Annotated in this window: 18 protein-coding genes and 1 pseudogene; 16 read left to right on the forward strand and 3 right to left on the reverse strand. The window is 58.7% G+C overall.

The window, feature by feature from the left end; genetic code table 11:
• Positions 1–21 precede the first annotated feature (21 nt).
• Complete coding sequence (locus tag MFP24_RS14060) at positions 22–996, reverse strand: ABC transporter substrate-binding protein (protein ID WP_249231101.1); 975 nt, start codon at positions 994–996, stop codon at positions 22–24.
• Between the two features lie 223 nt (positions 997–1,219).
• On the opposite strand from MFP24_RS14060, the gene MFP24_RS14065 reads away from it, so the two are divergent.
• From MFP24_RS14065 to MFP24_RS14135, 16 genes and pseudogenes are all read left to right on the forward strand, one after another.
• Positions 1,220–1,519, forward strand: coding sequence for a hypothetical protein (locus MFP24_RS14065; RefSeq protein ID WP_249231100.1), 300 nt, complete (start codon positions 1,220–1,222; stop codon positions 1,517–1,519).
• Positions 1,520–1,812: 293 nt separating this feature from the next.
• The gene (locus tag MFP24_RS14070) at positions 1,813–3,162 is read left to right on the forward strand and encodes an MFS transporter (protein WP_249231099.1); all 1,350 of its coding nucleotides are present in this window, start codon (positions 1,813–1,815) and stop codon (positions 3,160–3,162) included.
• Between the two features lie 39 nt (positions 3,163–3,201).
• Positions 3,202–5,583 (forward strand): glycoside hydrolase family 3 N-terminal domain-containing protein, encoded by a 2,382-nt coding sequence (locus MFP24_RS14075; RefSeq protein ID WP_249231098.1) that lies wholly within the window; start codon positions 3,202–3,204, stop codon positions 5,581–5,583.
• A gap of 164 nt (positions 5,584–5,747) precedes the next feature.
• On the forward strand, positions 5,748–5,960 hold the full coding sequence (locus MFP24_RS14080) for an AbrB/MazE/SpoVT family DNA-binding domain-containing protein (RefSeq protein ID WP_249231097.1): 213 nt from the start codon (positions 5,748–5,750) through the stop codon (positions 5,958–5,960).
• Between the two features lie 103 nt (positions 5,961–6,063).
• Positions 6,064–6,463, forward strand: a pseudogene (locus MFP24_RS14085) (hypothetical protein).
• A 4-nt stretch (positions 6,464–6,467) separates the two neighbouring features.
• A complete protein-coding gene (locus MFP24_RS14090) occupies positions 6,468–6,770 on the forward strand; it encodes a putative T6SS immunity periplasmic lipoprotein (RefSeq protein ID WP_249231096.1) in 303 nt (100 codons plus the stop codon).
• Entirely contained in the window at positions 6,761–6,883 is a 123-nt protein-coding gene (locus tag MFP24_RS24410; RefSeq protein ID WP_438839187.1) for a hypothetical protein, read from the forward strand. The genes MFP24_RS14090 and MFP24_RS24410 overlap by 10 nt, the downstream gene beginning before the upstream one ends.
• Before the next feature lie 143 nt (positions 6,884–7,026).
• Positions 7,027–7,227 (forward strand): hypothetical protein, encoded by a 201-nt coding sequence (locus tag MFP24_RS14095; RefSeq protein ID WP_249231095.1) that lies wholly within the window; start codon positions 7,027–7,029, stop codon positions 7,225–7,227.
• A 117-nt stretch (positions 7,228–7,344) separates the two neighbouring features.
• Positions 7,345–8,562, forward strand: coding sequence for an FAD-dependent oxidoreductase (locus MFP24_RS14100; RefSeq protein ID WP_249231094.1), 1,218 nt, complete (start codon positions 7,345–7,347; stop codon positions 8,560–8,562).
• Between the two features lie 318 nt (positions 8,563–8,880).
• The gene (gene sfnG, locus MFP24_RS14105; RefSeq protein WP_249231093.1) at positions 8,881–9,990 is read left to right on the forward strand and encodes a dimethylsulfone monooxygenase SfnG; all 1,110 of its coding nucleotides are present in this window, start codon (positions 8,881–8,883) and stop codon (positions 9,988–9,990) included.
• A 25-nt stretch (positions 9,991–10,015) separates the two neighbouring features.
• On the forward strand, positions 10,016–10,900 hold the full coding sequence (locus tag MFP24_RS14110; RefSeq protein WP_249231092.1) for an ABC transporter ATP-binding protein: 885 nt from the start codon (positions 10,016–10,018) through the stop codon (positions 10,898–10,900).
• Positions 10,900–11,793 (forward strand): branched-chain amino acid ABC transporter permease, encoded by an 894-nt coding sequence (locus MFP24_RS14115; RefSeq protein ID WP_249231091.1) that lies wholly within the window; start codon positions 10,900–10,902, stop codon positions 11,791–11,793. The genes MFP24_RS14110 and MFP24_RS14115 overlap by 1 nt, the downstream gene beginning before the upstream one ends.
• Before the next feature lie 2 nt (positions 11,794–11,795).
• Positions 11,796–12,839 (forward strand): branched-chain amino acid ABC transporter permease, encoded by a 1,044-nt coding sequence (locus MFP24_RS14120; protein WP_249231090.1) that lies wholly within the window; start codon positions 11,796–11,798, stop codon positions 12,837–12,839.
• Positions 12,829–13,584 (forward strand): ABC transporter ATP-binding protein, encoded by a 756-nt coding sequence (locus MFP24_RS14125; protein WP_249231089.1) that lies wholly within the window; start codon positions 12,829–12,831, stop codon positions 13,582–13,584. Before MFP24_RS14120 ends, MFP24_RS14125 begins: the two co-directional genes overlap by 11 nt.
• A 23-nt stretch (positions 13,585–13,607) precedes the next feature.
• Positions 13,608–14,864: an SfnB family sulfur acquisition oxidoreductase gene (locus MFP24_RS14130; RefSeq protein WP_249231088.1), complete on the forward strand. Its 1,257-nt coding sequence runs from the start codon at positions 13,608–13,610 to the stop codon at positions 14,862–14,864.
• Positions 14,865–14,908: 44 nt separating this feature from the next.
• Positions 14,909–16,261: an ABC transporter substrate-binding protein gene (locus MFP24_RS14135; protein WP_249231087.1), complete on the forward strand. Its 1,353-nt coding sequence runs from the start codon at positions 14,909–14,911 to the stop codon at positions 16,259–16,261.
• A 390-nt stretch (positions 16,262–16,651) separates the two neighbouring features.
• On the opposite strand, the gene MFP24_RS14140 is transcribed toward MFP24_RS14135, so the two are convergent.
• Positions 16,652–17,881, reverse strand: coding sequence for an acyl-CoA dehydrogenase family protein (locus MFP24_RS14140; protein WP_249231086.1), 1,230 nt, complete (start codon positions 17,879–17,881; stop codon positions 16,652–16,654).
• A complete protein-coding gene (locus MFP24_RS14145; RefSeq protein WP_249231085.1) occupies positions 17,878–19,332 on the reverse strand; it encodes an MFS transporter in 1,455 nt (484 codons plus the stop codon). The genes MFP24_RS14140 and MFP24_RS14145 overlap by 4 nt, the downstream gene beginning before the upstream one ends.
• Between the last annotated feature and the right edge of the window lie 24 nt (positions 19,333–19,356).

Here is a 19,356-nt window from a genome sequence, read left to right on the forward strand (position 1 = left end):
GCGCCCGGCCGTGCCCCGTATCTATTGAACCGGGTCGAAAAAGTAGTCGCGATCCGACGACGGCTTCTTGGCTATGGCGCCGATCTCGTGCAGGAATGACGCCAGTTCGAAAGTGTGAGACGGCCTGGTATCAAAGTTATAGTCTTTATCGTCGATGATATTCAGAATCTCATCCGTGCTCAGCCGCGACTTGGTTGCCGTTCTGAATATGGTCGCCGCCTCCGTCGGATTATTTTTTACAAACTCCGACGCCTGAATGATTGCCGTCACAAACGCCGCGTAAACGATGGGGTTTTCCGTACGGAAGCGCTGCGAGGTAAAGGCGACGGCGGAAGTGGCGCCTGCGCCCAGCACGTCATAGGAACTGAATACGATATGCGTATGCGGATGATTCAATTCCTCATTCTGAAACGGCGCGCTGGACATATGCGCCACGATTTCGGTTTTCCCGGATATCAGCGCATTGGCGGCCTCGGGATGCGGCATCGACACCGTCAAATCATCCAGCTTCTGCCAGTTGTTTTTACCAAATGCTTTAACCGCGGCCATTTGCAAATAACGCGCCTGCCCGGATACCTTTACTCCCGGCACCGCGATACGATCGGTCGGTTTAAAGTCTTCGACCGTTTTGATATCCGCTCTGTTCGCCACTAAAAGAGACGGCGCCGCGCTCAAGGCGATAATCGCCCGAATATTATCCAGGCCGCTGGTTTTATCCCACATCGTCAATACCGGCGAGATGCCGCCGGCGCCGATATCGATGGAGCCTGACAGTATCGCCGCCATGATTTCCGGCCCGCCGGGAACCTGCCGCCATTCGATATCCAGTTCGACGCCCGCTGCCCTGGCCTGGCTTTCGATAAGTTTTTTTTCCTTGGCGACGGTAAATAATAAATAAGGCAAGCCATACTGATCGGCGATGGTTAATTTTTGCGCCGCGCCGGCCGTTCCCATAAAAAACGCCAGCAGCGCCGCAATCGCTATTTTTATTTTCATTCGTTTATGTCCTGTGTCTTAAACCCCGGTCTGATAAAGCTATCTATACGGCTACTACGCGGAAAAACCTTACGCGTATACCCCCTTAAAAAACACGCTCAATTAATCATTAGAAAATCCGGAAATCACATAAAGCGCGGAGAGCAATTACCCGCGCCCTGTGATAATTTTGAGCATCCCTTAATCGCGGGTATGACCTGCCCCGAACTTTTAGTGGAACAACATGAAATCGCAACGCTTTTTCCTGCAACGTATGGCAACGCCATTGGGCGAAATGCTGATGGTCGTCGATGAACAGCGGCAACTGCACGCCCTGGACTGGCAGGGTTATGAAGAGCGTCTGCATACCCTGCTGCGGCGCCAGTATCGCGGCGTGCAGACCCTGTTGCAGGAGAGGCCGGCCGACGCCGAGTTACGCCTGGCCATGCAGGCGTATTTCGACGGGGATCTTGCCGCCGTCGGGCTGGAGCGCAAACGCTGGCTGCTCGAGCACGAACGGAAATGGCGCCGCCAGGGCGTATAATCATCGCCATTCGCGCACAATGCCCCTTAAGTAAAATTATTAGCAATGATATTATCCAACCTGATAATTATTAGGCTGGCAATTAAATAGCGACGGCACATTTAATATCTGCGGCCATATACTTGCCCTCCATCACATTTATGGTAAAAAACAAAAAAACGTAATTTAGCTGCGAGTTTAGGCAATTGTTTGCGCGGAGAAAAATAACCAATACTGGGCGGGAAAAATAACGCCCGCGTCTATCAGAGCGGATGATTTCGCTATTTTGTACCCGATAAATAAGGTCAATAATAATGAATACCGCCTCTGTTCTTACGGTCAAGGATAAAATTGGCTACGGTCTGGGTGATATGGCCAGCGCCCTGGTCTGGCAGACCGCCGCCCTATTTCTGGCCTATTTTTATACCGATGTATTCGGCCTGCCCGCCGCGATTATGGGCACCATGTTTTTAGTCGTCCGCACCATGGATGCCTTTATCGATCCCTGTATCGGCGCGCTGGTTGATCGCACGCAGACCAGACACGGTCGTTTCCGTCCGTGGCTATTATGGTTCGCGATCCCATTCGGCGTCTGTTGCCTGATTACCTTTTACGTGCCGGACGTCGGCCCCACGCTGAAAATTGTCTATGCCTGCGTGACCTATTCCCTGTTAAGCATCGTTTATTCGGCCATTAACGTCCCCTATTGCGCGATGCCGGGGGCGCTGACGATTGATCCCCGGGAGCGCCATTCGCTTCAGTCCTGGCGCTTTGCATTGTCGTTCACCGGTGGACTGGTGGTCACGGTTATTGCGCTGCCGCTAGTGGATTGGCTGGGCAAAGGCGACCTGCGGCAGGGCTATTTTTATGCCATGAGCCTGATGGGATTACTGGGCGTAATACTGTTTTTCTGTTGCTTCTCCATGACCAAAGAGCGTTATTCGCCGCACAATGACACCTCGGGCTCCATGTGGGGGGATTTAAAATTACTGGCGCTTAACGACCAGTGGCGCCTGGTATTTCTGTTCAACATATTATTATTGGTGGCCGGCGTAATTCGCGGGTCGGCGACGATATATTACGCCAAATATGTATTATTACGCCCGGACCTGGTGTTCGCCTTTATCGTTTCCGGCATGGTCGCATCGCTGCTTGGCGCCTTATTTTCCGAACGATTACTGGGGAAATTCGATCGGGTACGCTCTTATCAGTGGACGCTCGTCGGTTTTGCGCTGCTGGCGGCGTTAATTTTCTTTATTCCTCCCCAGGCGCTGTGGCTTATTTTCGCGCTGAATCTGATTTTCAATTTTATGCAGAATCTGACCACGCCGCTGCAATGGACCATGCTGTCCGATGTGGTCGACTACGAGGAACACCGCACCGGCCGCCGTCTGGACGGTCTGGTCTTTTCCACCGCGCTGTTCGCCATCAAATTCGGACTGGCGCTGGGCGGCGCGGTGGTCGGCTGGGGGCTGGGACTGGCCCATTATCTGCCTAATGAAAGCGCGCAGCCCGCCAGCGTACTGACTACCATCAACATTTTATTTACCCTGATTCCCTCGGTGCTGTTTCTCGCCATGGCGCTGCTGCTGTTCGCTTACAAATTAAGCAGCCGCCGGGTCGCGGATATTGCCAGTGAACTGGCGGCGAGACGTTCGTTTTGAAGCATCGGCAATTATTCCCTCTTTACCCAGGAGTAGCACATGACCGCCCTTTATAAAGATGCAAATCGCCCCATCGACGAACGGGTCGCCGACCTGCTGGCCCGCATGACGCCGGAAGAAAAATTCGCCCAGCTCCACGCCTGGTGGCTGATATTATCCAGCGACGGCAATCACCGGGAGCGGGATGAGCCGAACAACGAGTTTTCCAGTACCGGTAAGCAAAAAGCGCTGGCGGAACGGATAACGTTCGGTATCGGTCAGATTACCCGACCGATGGGCACGCATATCGTTGACGCCGCGGAAGGGGTAAAGGCGGCGAATCGGCTGCAAAAAACCCTGGTGGAGGAGACGCGCCTCGGCATCCCGGCGCTGTTTCATGAGGAGTGCCTGGTGGGGTTGCTGTGCAAAGGCGCGACGCTTTTCCCCTCGCCGCTCAACTATGGCTCCACCTGGGATCCGCAGCTGATTGAGCGCGTGGCGCAGGCCATCGGCGCGGAGGCGCGCGCCACGGGTTGCCGGCAGGGGCTGGCGCCGGTGCTGGACGTCTCGCGCGATGTGCGCTGGGGACGGACGGAAGAAACCTTTGGGGAAGATCCCTGGCTGGTCGGCCTGATGGCCACGCATTTCGTCAAAGGGCTGCAGGGTGAAAAACGCGATATGCTGGCGACCCTGAAACACTATGTGGGACATTCGTACAGCGAAGGCGGGCGTAACCACGCTCCGGTGCACCTTGGTTTTTGCGAACTGAACGATACTTTTCTGCTGCCGTTTGAAATGGCGGTCAAACTGGCCAACGCCGGGTCCGTGATGCCCGCCTATCATGATATCGACAACCAGCCGGGGCATTCGGATCGCTTTCTGTTAACCACGGTGCTGCGGGAACAATGGGGATTCGACGGTCTGATCGTCGCCGACTACGCGGGCGTAAGCCTGCTTCATGAGCACCATGGCGTTTCGCACGACGCCGCCGAGTCCGCCGCGCTGGCGTTTAACGCCGGATTAGATATCGAACTGCCCAAAGACGACTGCGCCCGCTACCTGGCCGACGCCGTTGCCCGCCGCCTGATCGCCATGGAAAAGATCGATGAGATCGTTTCCCGCGTGCTGCGGGAAAAATTCCGCCTGGGTCTGTTTGAAAAACCCTATGCCGATGAAAATCAGGTGATACTGCAAAGCGACCAAAGCAAAAAGCTGGCGCGCGAGGCGGCGACGGGCTCCATTACGCTACTGGAAAACGACGGCACGCTGCCGCTGCAAGGCCGGCCGACGGTGGCGGTCATCGGCCCTACCGCCGACGATCCTCTGGCGCTGCTCAGCGGTTACAGTTTCCCGATCCACCTGATTATCAGCGATATCCATGCACAGACCACGCAGGTCATCACGCCGCTGCAAGCGCTGCGGGCGCAGTTGGGGAACGACCGTGTGCGCTACGCCAAAGGGTGCCACATTATCGAAAAACGCATGGCGGGCGCGCCGGTCTTCCCCGGCGACAGCGGCGATAAACCGCTGCAGCAGTCGCCCGTCTCGCAGGATACCGGCCTGATCCCGGAGGCGGTACGCATCGCCGGTCAGAGCGACGTCGTGGTGCTTTGCGTGGGCGACCTCTCCGGGTTATTCCAAAGCGGCACCGTGGGGGAAGGCTCGGATACGGACTCCCTTACCCTTCCCGGCGTACAGCAACGGCTGCTGGATGCCCTGGTCGCGACGGGTAAACCGGTGGTTGTGGTCATGACCGGCGGACGCCCCTACAACCTCGGCGGCCAGGAAGACTCCGTCGCGGCATGGCTGATGGCCTGGGCGCCAGGGCAGGAAGGCGGCAATGCGATTGCCGATGTGCTGACGGGGAAAGCCGAACCCGCCGGACGTCTGGTGCTCTCGGTGCCGAAAAACGCCGGCGCGATGCCCTACTATTACAATCACAAGCTGAAGAGCGGCGGCACGCCCATTGCGTTTCACTTCGGTTCGCGCTATCCGTTCGGCTATGGCAAAAGCTGGACGACCTTTGATTACGGCCCGCTGCAGTTGGAAAAGCATAGCGTGCCCGGAAAGGATGGCGCCGTACGGGTGAGCGTAACCGTCACCAATTGCGGCCAGGCGGCGGGCAGCGAGGTGGTGCAGCTCTACGTGCATGATAAAGTCGCGTCAATGGTTCGTCCGGTGAAAGAGCTAAAAGCCTTTCAGCGCGTGCATCTGGCCGCCGGCGCCAGCGCGCGTCTCACCTTTAGCGTGCCGACCGACATGCTGAACTTTACCCGTCGAGACGGCCGGCGCGTGGTGGAACCGGGCGACTTTGACATTCTGGTCGGCGCCTCCAGCGGGGATATTCGCAGCGCCTCGACGGTCAGGGTAACCGGTGAGACGCGGGTATTGCACGGAAACTGGCGCATGGTGAGCCACTGCGACGTCGAGCAACTGGCTTGAGGCACGTTATTACAGACCGCGCTCAATGGGGCGCGATCCCGTTAATCCCGGCTAACCGTCCCTGTCGGGCGCCGTCGTCAGCTCTCCCGCGATCGGCGGCTAGTCCCTTGAGGCGGGATGATATATTCTTACCGAATCATGTTCGATGTCGAGAGGGTACGAAAATGACCGCTACCGCCACATTGTCCAATAAGTTCCAGATCTCCATTCCCAAGTCCGTGCGCGAAGAGCAGCGCTGGGAGGCAGGTCAGGAGTTCGTGTTCATCCCCAAGGGTAAAGGCGTACTGGTGATGCCGGTGCCTGAGCTGGAGCAGTTGCACGGCATCGCCAAAGGCGCCAGCAAGGACGCATATCGCGATCGCAAGGACCGCTACTGATGACGGCGCCTAAGATTAATCCCAATAATAAACTGTCGCTAAAGTATTACCATATGGTTTCCCAGCCACTAGAAAAGTTAAAAGGATTTTTGCTATGGGATAGATGCAGGATGAGAAAGAAGGAACGCTCAGGCTATTAACGCTTAATGAAATCGCTTTAGCTCACCGCGTATTTGGTGGTTCTATTACGTATGCAAGAGTTTGGATTCATTGTGACAGCTATATGCCATTTGCATGGGCGATGGGTTAGGCTGCGAGGTGCTTTCAGTTGGGCGGCAGACTATACCTACGATTTAGATGAAAGAAAAAAATTAACGGACTATTCATTAGAACAACAGGCCCAAATAATAGCGGACTATTTCGTCTTAACAACCTATGGTTATGGCGAATGGGAGTACCAAAGGATTAACCTGCGTTTGGTTTCATATACGGGGAATGTCCGGGGGAACACGCTTTTATCCTTTTATAAAAATACACTGTCTGATTTTTTACCGAAAAGGTGAACGAGTGAAAATCTTTTCTTTACTGCTTGTCGTTTTTTTTATGGTCGGTTGCGAATCAAATGATCCCAGGCCTAAAACATATCGTGCCACAATCACTACTGTGAACGATAAAGTATGTGTTTTAGCCCCTGCTGAAAGCGGTGAATATCTTAATGGCCTCGAATTTAACGAAGCGGGAAGTGAACAGAAAAGATTTCGTAAACACTTCAGTATTGCGGATAAAGAACCTGTCCTGCTGTCGCCTGATAGTGCGTTCCCGATTATGGGTACAAATTTGAAGTTGGACATGATTACGGAATTCTTGTAGAAACTTTTTCAAAAGAGAAGGCGGAGAAAAAGCGTACGCCTGTTGGACGAAACTATATCGCCTCTTTCTCATTATCTGAAAAGGATGGCAGGTTATCGGTTATATCGGACTAATTCAGCGCCCGAACGCTGGCGGTGTCGAAATCGTGCTTATCCTCGCCATAAGCTTTTTGTCTGCAGTAAACCGCCGGGCTGGAGCGGCCCAGCCAATTGCTTAAAAAATTGCTGGTGGTGCTCACCGCCGGCCGGCGGGACTGGTGGCCGGCGTGTTTCTCGGCGGCGTGCTGACCCATATTGAATGGCGGCTGATCTTCTGGGTGAATCTGCCGCCGGGCCTGTTGACGCTATGGTTGGTGCAGCGCCATTTCGCCGTCGTTCCCGCTCCCCGGCAGCCGCTGTCGCTGGGAGCCCTGTTGGGGGCGGCCGTCGTTGCTGCCGATGAAGCAGAGCGCCGCTGATGGCATAGCGCACCTCGACATCGGACACGCATACGCGCCCGCCAGGTTAATGAGAATTATTTGCAACTTGATGCCGAGCTTCTATCATTAGATTTTCCCCTGTCCGACGATATGCCTATGACCGATAAGATCCTGGAAACGCCCTGCTGTATTGTCGGCGGAGGGCCGGCCGGGCTGATGCTTGGCTATCTGCTGGCTCGCGCCGGGATCCCCGTTCTGGTGCTGGAAAAGCATGCCGACTTTTTGCGTGATTTCCGTGGCGATACCATCCACCCTTCAACGTTGGAAATTATGGAACGTCTGGGGCTGCTGGAGCCATTACTGCGCCTGCCCCATCAGCGGGTGGAGAAGCTTATCGGCGAGTTTAACGGCGAGAAGATCGCCATGGCCGACTTCAGCCATCTGCCGTGCCGCTGCCGGTTTATGGCGTTGATGCCGCAGTGGGATTTCCTCAACTTTCTGGCTGAACAGAGCCAATCGCTGCCGGGATTCCAGCTATTGCACGCTACTCAGGTCGTGGGACTGATGCGGAAAAATGGCCGCGTAAACGGCGTGGAAGCGCTGGATTCCAACGGAGTCAAGCTGCTGATCCGCGCCGGTCTGGTAATCGGCACCGACGGCCGCCAATCGGTGGTGCGTAAGGCGGCGGGCCTGACCGGCCGCAGCTTCGGCATGCCGCGGGATGTATTGTGGATGAAACTGCCCAAGGCCGTCGGCGACGAAAACTGGGCCAGCGGGCACGGCGGCCCCAAAAACAACTTTATCATGCTGGATCGGGGCGATTATTGGCAATGCGGCTACAGCATCGCCAAAGGCACCCTTCCCCATATTAAGCAGCTCGGCTTGCCGGCGCTGCTGCAACAGGTCGCGGCGGTATCGCCCGTCGGCGCCGAGCGGCTGTCGTCCGCCGTACCGGACTGGGAGCATGTCAAATTGCTGGATATTCGCATCGACCGGCTGGATCGCTGGGCGGCGGCGGGCGTCTTGTGCATCGGCGATGCGGCTCACGCCATGTCTCCCATCGGCGGCGTAGGGGTAAATCTGGCCGTTCAGGATGCCGTGGCCGCCGCCAATATTCTGGCCGCGCCCCTGGCGCGCGGCCCGGTCGGCCTGAACATCCTGAATCGCGTGCAGCGCCGACGCGAATTACCCACCCGGCTTATCCAGCGATTGCAAATAACGATGACCGGCAAAGGGGATAAACCATCCCGCGCCGCCGCCCGACGTCCGCCGGCGTTGGTGATGTGGCTAATCCGCCAACCCTGGCTGCCGCGTTTGACCGGCCGTATTATTGGACTGGGCTTCCGCCGCGAACTCCCTCGCCTGCCGCGTTGATTCAGGACGACGGCCGCGTGATGTAATCCACACCCTGCTTCGTTTGCAACACCTCAATAACAAATATGTTGCATACGAAGCACACCCCTCTTCTTCATATACATAATCCTATGATTTTAAACCGTTAATTTAAATATTCGTATTGGCATGATTACTGCTATTCCTCTTATAAGTAAAAGCTCGCTTTTATTTTAATAGAGAAACAAATCGTTATATAAAAAATAGATAATCATTTGTGTTTATTTTTCTATAAGGACTTTTTTCAGCCAGTCGCCAAATAAATATTCATTATATTTCAATAAATTAACAGGAGCCATTATGTCGACACCCATAACGCCCCAAAAACCCATCCAGTTCGCTTACTGGGTTCCCAATGTTTCCGGCGGGCTGGTTATCAGCCGCATACCGCAGCGCACCGGTTGGGATATTGGCTATAACCGCAAGCTGGCGCAAATCGCCGAACAGGCCGGCTTTGATTATGCCCTGACGCAAATCCGCTTTACCGCCGGATATGGCGCCGATAATCAGCACGAGTCGGTCTCGTTCTCCCAGGCGCTGCTGGATTCAACCACAAAGCTCAAGGTGATCGCGGCGCTGTTGCCCGGTCCCTGGAACCCCACGCTGGCGGCGAAACAGATTGCGACAATCAGCCATCTTTCCGAGGCGCGTATCGCGGTGAATATCGTCAGCGGCTGGTTCCGCGGCGAGTTCAAAGCCATCGGCGAACCCTGGCTCGACCATGAAGAGCGCTATCTGCGCTCGGAAGAGTTTATCCGCTGCCTGCGCGGCATCTGGACCGAAACCAGCTTCACCTTCGCCGGCGATTTTTATCGCTATCGCGACTATTCGCTGAAGCCCAAACCCTTGCAGCCATTACCCGAAATTTTTCAGGGCGGCAGTTCGCGCGCCGCGCGCGATATGGCGGCGCGGGTATCCGACTGGTATTTCACCAACGGCAATAGCGTAACGGAGATTAAAAAGCAGGTGGACGACGTTCAGCGCAAGGCGGCGGAAAACCAGCACCAGGTCAAAATCGGCGTAAACGGTTTTGTTATCGCCCGCGACAGCGAAGAGGAAGCGCGCGCGGTGTTGCAGGAGATTATCGATAACGCCAACCCCGACGCGGTAAAAGGCTTCCAGCATGAGGTCAAAAACGCCGGCAACGCCTCGCCGGAGGGCGAAGGCAACTGGGCAAAATCGACCTTTGAGGATTTGGTGCAGTACAACGACGGTTTCAAAACCAACCTGATCGGCACGCCGCGCCAAATCGCCGAGCGGATTATCGAACTCAAACACGCCGGCGTCGACCTGCTGCTGCTGGCGTTCCTGCACTTTCAGGAAGAGGTGGAGTTCTTCGGCAAAGAGGTTATCCCGCTGGTTCGCGAACTGGAAAGCCAACATCAGCGCTCGGCGACGTCGGCCGCTTGATTGTCGCTATGTTGAGGAGGTCAGTATGGTTTTTGATGCATCATCAATGCAGAGCTTTGAGCAACTGCGGCACGCGGGCCTGGATGGCGAGATAGCCGGCCATGCCGAGCGCGATACGCGCGGCGCCGAGCTATCCCTGAACGGCATATCGCTGTCGTTCGGCGGCGTCAGGGCGTTGACCGATGTCTCGCTGCACGCCAAACCCGGCGGCATTCTGGCGATTATCGGTCCCAACGGCGCCGGTAAAAGTTCACTGCTCAATGTTATTTCCGGCTTATATCGGCCGGATGCCGGTGAAATCGTCCTCGATAAGCGCGCCTACCGCGCGCTGGTTCCGCAGCGCCTGGCGCGCGCCGGCGTGGCGCGCACCTTCCAGAATCTGGCGCTGTTCGGCGGGCTATCGGTGACGGATAACGTATTGCAGGGACTGGCGCACCGTAAAGCAGCCTCGCTGTTCAGCGAGCTGTTCGGGCTGCCGAAGGCGCGCCGGGAAAAAGCCGACGCCCGCGACCAGGCGCAGGAGATGATGCGCTTTTTCGGGCTGGAGGACGTCGCGGACAGTCCGGTAACCAGCCTCTCCTACGGACTGCAAAAACGGGTGGAACTGGCGCGGGCGCTGATCGCCCGCCCCAGAATGCTGCTGCTGGACGAACCGATGGCCGGCATGACGCTGGCCGACAAACAGCGGCTGACCCAAACCATTCGCCAAATCCGCGAACGTTTCGGCACCACCATCTTATTGATTGAACACGATATCGGCGTGGTGATGAGTTTGTCCGACCGTATCCTGGTGCTGGATCACGGCCGCCGCATCGCCGAGGGACTGCCAGAGGATATCCGTCAGGATCCGGCGGTCATCGCCGCTTACCTGGGGCTGGCGACCGAAGCTGCCGCGACGGGAGCGCCATAATGGAGATTGACGCACTCTTTTTTATCGAAGTGCTGATCGGCGGACTGCTGTCCGGCGTGATGTACTCGCTGGTGGCGCTGGGTTTTGTCCTGGTCTACAAAAGTTCCGGCGTATTCAACTTTGCCCAGGGGGCCATGCTGCTGTTCGCCGCGCTGACGTTCGTCTCGCTGGTGGAACGCGGCTGGCCGGTGTGGCTGGTGCTGGCGATTACCCTGGTGATCATCTCGCTGGTCGGCATGCTGATCGAACGCACCGTGCTGCGCCCGCTGGTCAATCAGCCGCCGATCATCCTGTTTGTCGCCACGCTGGGCGTTTCCTACGTTATAGAAGGCGCGGCGCAGCTTATCTGGGGCACCCAGGTGCACGCGCTGGATCTGGGCATCGACGACCTCCCCTTCGAGGCGTTCGGCGTGATGATCAGCATTTTCGATCTGTTTGCCGCCGGCGTGGCCGCCCTGCTGGTGCTGGCGATAAGCCTGTTCTTCCGCTACACCCATACCGGGCTGGCTTTTCGCGCCGTGGCCGACGACGCCTTTGCCGGACTGGCCGTCGGCCTGAATATCGGCCGCCTGTGGGGCGTGGTCTGGGCCGCCGCCGGGATCGTCGCGCTGGTGGCCGGCCTGCTGTGGGGCTCGCGTCTCGGGGTGCAGTTTTCCCTATCTCTGGTGGTGCTGAAAGCCCTGCCGGTGCTGGTACTGGGCGGATTCGATTCGATAGGCGGCGTGATTATCGCCGGACTGCTGGTGGGCGCCATCGAGAAAATAGGCTCGGTTTATCTCGGACCGCTGCTCGGCGGCGGCATCGAGAGCTGGATCGCCTACGCCGTCGCCCTGCTCTTTCTGCTGGTGAAACCGTCCGGGCTGTTCGGTTCCCGCCACCTGGCGAGGCTATAACCATGCCGCATCCGACATCCGCTTTGCGCCGCGCCCTGCCGCGCGCGCTAAACCCCGCGCTGATTGCGCTGCTGGTCATCGCCTACGCGCTGGTTCCGCTGTTCGCCAACGAATACCTGTTCGATGCGGTGCTGACGCCGTTTCTGGCGCTGTCGCTGGCCGCTCTCGGCCTGAATATACTCGCCGGCTACACCGGTCAGGTCTCGCTCGGCAGCGCGGCCTTTATGGCGGTGGGCGCCTACGCCGCCTTAAACCTGATACTGAGGCTCCCCTTTCTGCCGCTGCCGGCGGTGCTGCTGCTGGCGGGAACCATCAGCGCGCTGCTGGGGCTGGTTTTCGGCTTACCCAGCCTGCGGCTCAGCAGCTTTTATCTGGCGATCTCCACGCTGGCGACGCAGTTTTTCGTGCAGTGGGCGCTGAATAACTTCAGTTGGTTTTCCAATAACAGCCCGTCGGGCGTGGTTTCGGCGGCCCCGTTGCGCTTGGGCGGCTGGGTGATAGAGAGTTCGGCGAGCCGCTATTTTTTCACCCTGCTGGTGGTCAGCCTGCTGACCTGGCTGGTGGTCAGACTGGCGGCATCGTCGGTGGGCCGCGACTTTATTTCCGTGCGGGATAATCCGCTGGCGGCGCGGGTGATTGGCGTGCCCATCCTGCGCACCAAAATGATCGCCTTCGGCTTTTCCTCATTCATTATCGGCATCGCCGGGGTGCTGTGGTCCTTTACCTATCTGCGCAATATCGAGCCCGCCGGTTTTAATCTCGACCGCTCTTTCCAGATCCTGTTCATCATCATTATCGGCGGGTTGGGTACGGTGCGCGGCGCGTTTCTCGGCGCCGCGCTGCTGACGGTATTTCCCCTGCTGCTGTCGCGCGGCGGCGAGTGGCTGCTGGGGCAGCGCGTCGACTCCGGGGTGCTGGAGTTGCTCCAGCAAATCATTCTGGGCCTGATGCTGATCGGCTTTCTGATCGTCGAACCTAAAGGTCTGGCGGCGCTGACGCAGCGGCTGGGCCGCCGGTTCGTTTATAGGAGGAAGCATGGCGCCTGAATCACCGCATACGTTGACGGTATCGAACCTCGGCGCACGCTATCAACGCCATATCATCGCCCTTGAGGCTATTTCCCTCAGGGTTGAGGAAGGCGAAATCGTCGCCCTGCTGGGGCGTAACGGCGCGGGAAAATCCACCGTTCTCCAGGCTATCTCGCACTTGCTGCCCGCGCGGCGCGGGCAGGTCAGCGCCGGGGAAATCCGCTGGGGCGGCGCGGAGATCACCAACGCGGCGCCGCATCAACTGGTGCGGCTCGGCATCGTGCCGGTGGTGGAGGGAAGACACTGTTTCCCTTCGCTGACCATCGAGGAGAACCTGATTACCGGCGCGCTCGGCCGCGCCGCATCGCGGGCGGATATCCGCCGCAGCCTGGCGGAGGTCTATGACATTTTTCCGCGGCTGAAAGAAAAACGCACGCTGAAGGCCGGTCTGGCCTCCGGCGGCGAGCAGCAGATGGCCGCCATCGGCAGAGCGCTGATGTCGCGCCCGCGCCTGTTGCTGTTGGACGAGCCCTCCATGGGGCTGGCCCCCAGGATCGTCGAAGAGATTTTTACCGTTTTAACGCGGCTTAACCGGCAGCAGGGGCTGTCGATTCTGGTTGCGGAACAGAACTCCACCGTCGCGCTGCGGCATGCCCATCGGGCATACGTTCTCGATAACGGCGGCGTGGCCCTTTCCGGCCCGGCGGCGGAGCTCAGCCAGCGTGACGATGTGCAGAAAATTTATCTCGGCTTTGCAGCCTGACACCCATCCTAAAGGAGAACGATATGAGTAACCTTCAAACGCAAGAGACAGCTTCGCCACGCGCGCCGCAGGGCGTGCCGGGTTATCCGCGTCCCGACAAACCCGCCCATATCATCGGCAGCGACGAGGAAGCCATCGACGTGGCCCGCGCGCTGGCGGAACAATTCGCCGCCGGCGCCGCCGAACGCGACAGTCAGCGCATTTTACCGCGCGCCGAGCTGGACGCGTTTTCACAAAGCGGGCTGTGGTCGATCAACGTGCCGAAGCGCTTCGGCGGGCCGGAGGTCTCTTACGCCACCCTGACCCAGGTGGTGCAGATTATCGCCGCCGCCGATCCCTCCATTTCGCAAATATCGCAAAACCACCTCGGCATCATCGCCGCCATCCGTTCCGTCAGCGACGAGGCGCAGCAACGGGAACTGTTCGGCCTGGTGCTGCAAGGCGTGCGTTTCGGCAACGCCTTTTCCGAATTCAACAGCAAACGCGCGGCGGATTTCCAGACCTCTTTTGTCGATAACGGCGACCACGTGCTGGTCAACGGCCAAAAATTCTATTCGAGCGGCGCGCTGCTGGCGCATCTGGTGCCCATCGTCGCGCTCGACGATCAGGGTCGCGCCTGGTATGCCATCGCCGAGCGCGACGCGCCGGGGTTGACGGTGATCGACGACTGGTCCTCTTTCGGCCAGCGCACCACCGCCAGCGGCACCGTACTGGTGGAAAACGTAAAAGTGCCCAAGTCCTATCTGGTTCCCGCCTATAAAGGATTTAAATCGCCCACCGCCGACGGCGCCATCTTCCAGATCATTCAGGTCGGCATCGATAACGGCATCGCCCAGGCGGCCATCGACGACGCCATCCGCTTTATTCGCGAAAAATCGCGCCCCTGGGTGGACAGCGGCCTGGACCATGCCTGGCAGGATCCCTACACCATTCAGCGCATCGGCGATCTGACGTTGCGGCTGCACGCCTCGGAAGCCATACAGGAAAAGGCCGGGCTGGCGGTGGATCGCGCGGTGGCGCAACCCAGCGCGGAGAACGTCGCCCGCGCGCAGATCGCCGTCGCCGAAGCCAAAGTGCTGAGCACCGAAATCGCCATCGAGGCCACCAACCGGCTGTTCGAACTGGCCGGCACCCGCTCAACGCTGGCGGAACACAACCTCGATCGCCACTGGCGCAACGCCCGCACCCATACGCTTCACGATCCGGTGCGCTGGAAATACGCCATTCTGGGCAATTACGCCCTGAACGGCGTTAATCCCCCGCTGCACGCCTGGAGCTGACACGGACGCATCAAATAAAATAATAAATTAAACAGGGCATTATCATGAAGACAACCCATGTCAAACCTGCATCGCCAGTGAAATGGCTGGTCAATATCATCGCCGGGACCGTACTGCTGGGCGCGCAGTTAACGCAGACCGCCAGTGCGGCGGACGAGCAGTATTTCCCGTTACAGAGCTATCGCGTTGGTCCCTACGCCGCGGCAGGAAGCGGCTTTTTCGGCGGCTTTATCGATTATCTGACGCTGATTAACACGCGGGACGGCGGCGTTAACGGCGTCAAGCTGAGCTGGGACGAGTGTGAAACCCAATATGAGGTCGAGCGCGGCGTGGAGTGCTATAAGCGCCAGAAAAATCGCCCCGGCGCGGCCGCATGGAACCCGCTTTCCGTGGGGATCGCCTATGCGATGATCGACGACGTAACCCGAGACAAGACGCCGCTGATCACCATCGATCACGGCAGAACGGACTCCACGGACGGCCGGGTTTTCCCTTACGTCTTTCCGCTGCTGCTCAACCCCTACAGTGAAACCTCCGGCATTATCAGCTTTATCGGCGGCAAGGTAGGCGGCGTGGAAAAACTGCGGGGCAAAAAGATCGTCGTGCTGTATCACGGCTCGCCCTACGGCAAAGAAACCATTCCGATTTATCAGTTGCTGGCCGAAAAGTACGGCTTTGAACTGCAACAGATTGAAGTGCCGCACCCCGGCAACGAACAGCAGTCGCAGTGGCTTACCATCCGCCGCGCCAAACCGGACTACGTGGTTTTACGCGGATTCGGCGTGATGAATCCGGTGGCGTTGAAAACCGCGCAGAAAGTGGGATTCCCGGCCGACCATATCATCGGCAACGTGTGGTCGAACTCGGAGGAGGACGTGATCCCGGCGGGCAGTGCGGCGAAAGGGTATATCGCCCTGACCACCCAGGCGTCGGGCGCGTCCTATCCGGTGGTTAAAGAAATTGTCGATGCCGTCTACGGCGCCAATAAAGGGAACTTGCAGGACCGCAAGCGCATCGGCAGCGTCTATCATAATCTGGGCATCGTCAACGGTATTTTGAACGTGGAAGCGATTCGCATCGCCCAGGAGAAATATGGCCATCGCACCTTGACCGGCGATGAAATCCGCTGGGGGCTTGAGCATCTGCGCCTTGACCCGGCGCGGGTGGAAGCGCTGGGGGCGAAAGGACTGTTTCACTCCATCAACGTCACCTGCGAGGATCATGAAGGCCAGGGGCGGGTTACGTTCCAGCAGTGGGACGGCGCGAGCTGGAAGGTGATCAGCGATTGGATCGCCCCGGACTGGGCGCTGCTGCGTCCGATTATCGAAAAGTCGGCCAGCGCCTACGCCAAGGAAAAGAATATTACGCCGCGTACCTGCGACGGTAATGACGACTGATCGCCGCCGGTTATTCTCTTGATTCGGCAACGCCGTTTGATATACAGGCCGGGCACACTGCCCGGCCTGTGCGTTTTGATAACGTCTGGTAAAAACCCCCTCCCGGCCTCCCCCTTGGCACTACCTCTTAGTCACAAATTTACTGATAACGGTATATGACAATATATGTAAGCGCAGTGTTATTTCGTGCGCGAAAAGAGAGGTATTTTTATGCCACGTCGTAGCACGCGCCCGACTCAGGGCGCTCAATCGCCGCAGCCCTGAGAACCCTGGCTTCCGGCTGAAATTATGCCGGCCAACGGCAAAAGACGGGAATGAGTCCGAACAACGCAACGTTGTCAGGGATAGGGTACCCTTACGCCGGGCAAACCGCCCGGCGTAATAATGAAGTTAATCCGCCCGGCGGCTATTCCCTATATGCCAGATAAAGGTGGGCGGCGTGGCGCTGATTTCCCAGGCGCCGATATTGCGCAATTTGTAAATCACCGGATTGTGCGACGCCACCGTGCGCGCGTTGCGCCAGTGGCGATCCAACGCCTTATCCACGCGGGTATCGGAGGCGCCCAGCGCGTTAAACAGCTCCGTCGCCGCTTTGGGAATCAGCTCCGTGGCGATGGCCTGGGCTTTGGCCGCGTCGACTTCGGCGGCGATATTCGCCTCCAGCTCCAGCGCCTCGTCGCCGCTGAAGTGCGCCTCATAGGCGCGCTGCAACGATGCCGCCGCCTGCAGAACCGTGGCTTCCACCGCGTAAGACCAGGCCGATATCTGCCCGACCACCTGCTGAATCTGCACGTCGTCCTTGACCAGATCGCCGTTGCCGTGGCTGTAGATACGCTTGCGCCGGCCGACGCCCTGCGCCGCATCGCGGGTCACCGCCCTGCCGATGCCCGCCTGCACCGCCAGCAGCACCAGCTGATAAAAGGCGGTCTGGTAGCGGAAGCGATCGGCGAAATCGTAAACGTGCTCGGCCTCCACGTACGCCTGCCTGAAGCGGGTGGTGCCGCTGCCGGTCAGGCGCTGGCCGAAACCGTCCCAGTCGTCTTCGCGCTGCACCCCTTCCTGCGCGGCGTTGACCAGCGCAATCACCGACCCGCCGTTGTCGGCGCGCTCGGCGTAAACGTCAATCCAGTCGGCGAACAGCGTACCTGTGCTGTAAAACTTCTCGCCGTCCAGCCGCCAGCCGTCGGCGGCGGGCGTTACCCGTGTGTTGACCTCCCCCAGCTTCGCCGCGCCGATTTCGCTCCAGGCGCTGCCGATGGTCTCGCCGGCGACAAAGCGCCGCAGCCAGCGCTCGCGCTCGGGGCTGTCCGGCGCATTCAGGCGATCCTCCACAAAGCCCAGGTGTCCGCGCAGCGCCTGCGGCAGGTTGGGATCGGCCTCGGCCAGCTCAATCAGCAGTTGCAACAGCTGCGGCAGCGAGGCGCCGTCGCCCCCTTGCTCTTGCGGAACCCGCACCGCGCCGATTCCGGCCTCCTTCAGCCAGCGCAGCGGCTCATCGGGCAGCTGGCGCGCGCGCTCCCGCTCCAGGGCTCCCGCGGCGATGCGGGTAAAAATCGGACGAAACCGGGCGGCCAGCCGGGCGTAATCGGTGCCTGTGGCAATCAGCGGATTTGCGCTCATGCTTCACTCCTTTCATCAATGTCATCGTCAATATCCTGTTTCGTCGGCTCATGACGCACCGCCAGCAGGAAAATAATCGGGATAATGGCGCTAAGCGATACCAGCCAGAACATATCGGTACCGAAATGCGCCTGCAGAATGGGCAACACGAACAGCGCCAGCGCGCTGCCTATCCCCGACAGGGCGCGGCTGAAGCCGACGCCGGTGGCGCGAATGGAGGTGGGATAAGAGAGCGCCGGGTAGATCATCAGCTGCGCCCCCGGGCCGAAACCTTCGGCAAACAGCCACAGCGCCAGCATGCTGATGGCCAGCACCACGCCGATGGTCGCCTGCGGCTGACCAATCAGCGCCAGCGCAATCAGGGCGATAAATTGCAGCGCGAAGCCGGCGATCGCCACGTGGCGCGACGGATATTTCCACGCCAGGCGCATGCCGAGCAGGCCGCCGGTAAAGGCGAACAGCGCGTTCAGCCCCAGCGAGGCGGAGATGGTTTCAAACACCCCGGCGCCGAGGAACTGGGCCAGAATGGAGGGCAGAAAGAAGGCGATGGCGGTATATTCGAAGGCGATACACACATTCATTACCCCAGCCACCACGGTGCGCTCACGGTAGGGTTTCTGAAACAGCACGCGGAAGCTGACCTTGGGCGGTTTGGGCCTCTCCTCCGCCGGCCGATCCGGCTCCGCTTCATGGGCGTGAATGCCGTACGAGTCGCGCAGGATGCGCACCGCGCTTTTCAAATCCCCCTGATTGGCCGCCCACAGCGGCGATTCATTCATAAATTTGCGCCGCACCGCGATAATCAGCAGCGCCGGCACCGCGCCGAACAGCAGCGAGGCGCGCCACAGCCAGTCCATATGTTCCTTCGGCAGCAGGAAGTAGAGGCCGAAGATAATCAGAAAGCACATTGATGAGGCGGCGTACCACATCGGACACCAGGCGGCGAGACGCGAGGCTTTGTTGCCTTTGCCGCTGAATTTGGAAAACTCCGCCAGATAGGCCATCGCCACAGGGAGATCGATCCCCACGCCGATCCCCATCAGGAAACGCGCGCCGATCAATACCCAGACGTTCGGCGCCAGCCCCGCGGCTATCGCCGAGACCACGAAAAACAGCATGTCGGCCATAAATACCGAGTAGCGCCCGTATTTATCGGTTAGCCAGCCGCCAATCAGGTTGCCGACAATGGTGCCGATCATAATCGACGAGGTCACCAGCCCGGTGACCACCGGCGTCAGCGAAAACTCTTTCACCACATCGTCGATGCCGTAAGAGAGCGTGGTGAGGTCGTAGGCATCGAGAAATATCCCGCCCAGCGCCAAAAACACAATCATCCGCGCATAGCTGGTGCTATCGGTGCGGGTGTTAATCAGCCGCGCCACGTCGCCGGCCGAGCGCACCGGCGCCGATAATGACGGATCGATTCCATCATCGATATTTAATGTACTCATAATTCCCTCTCGCTATGGATTATT

The organism is Brenneria tiliae (assembly GCF_023347575.1).
Taxonomy (GTDB): Bacteria; Pseudomonadota; Gammaproteobacteria; order Enterobacterales; family Enterobacteriaceae; genus Brenneria; species Brenneria corticis.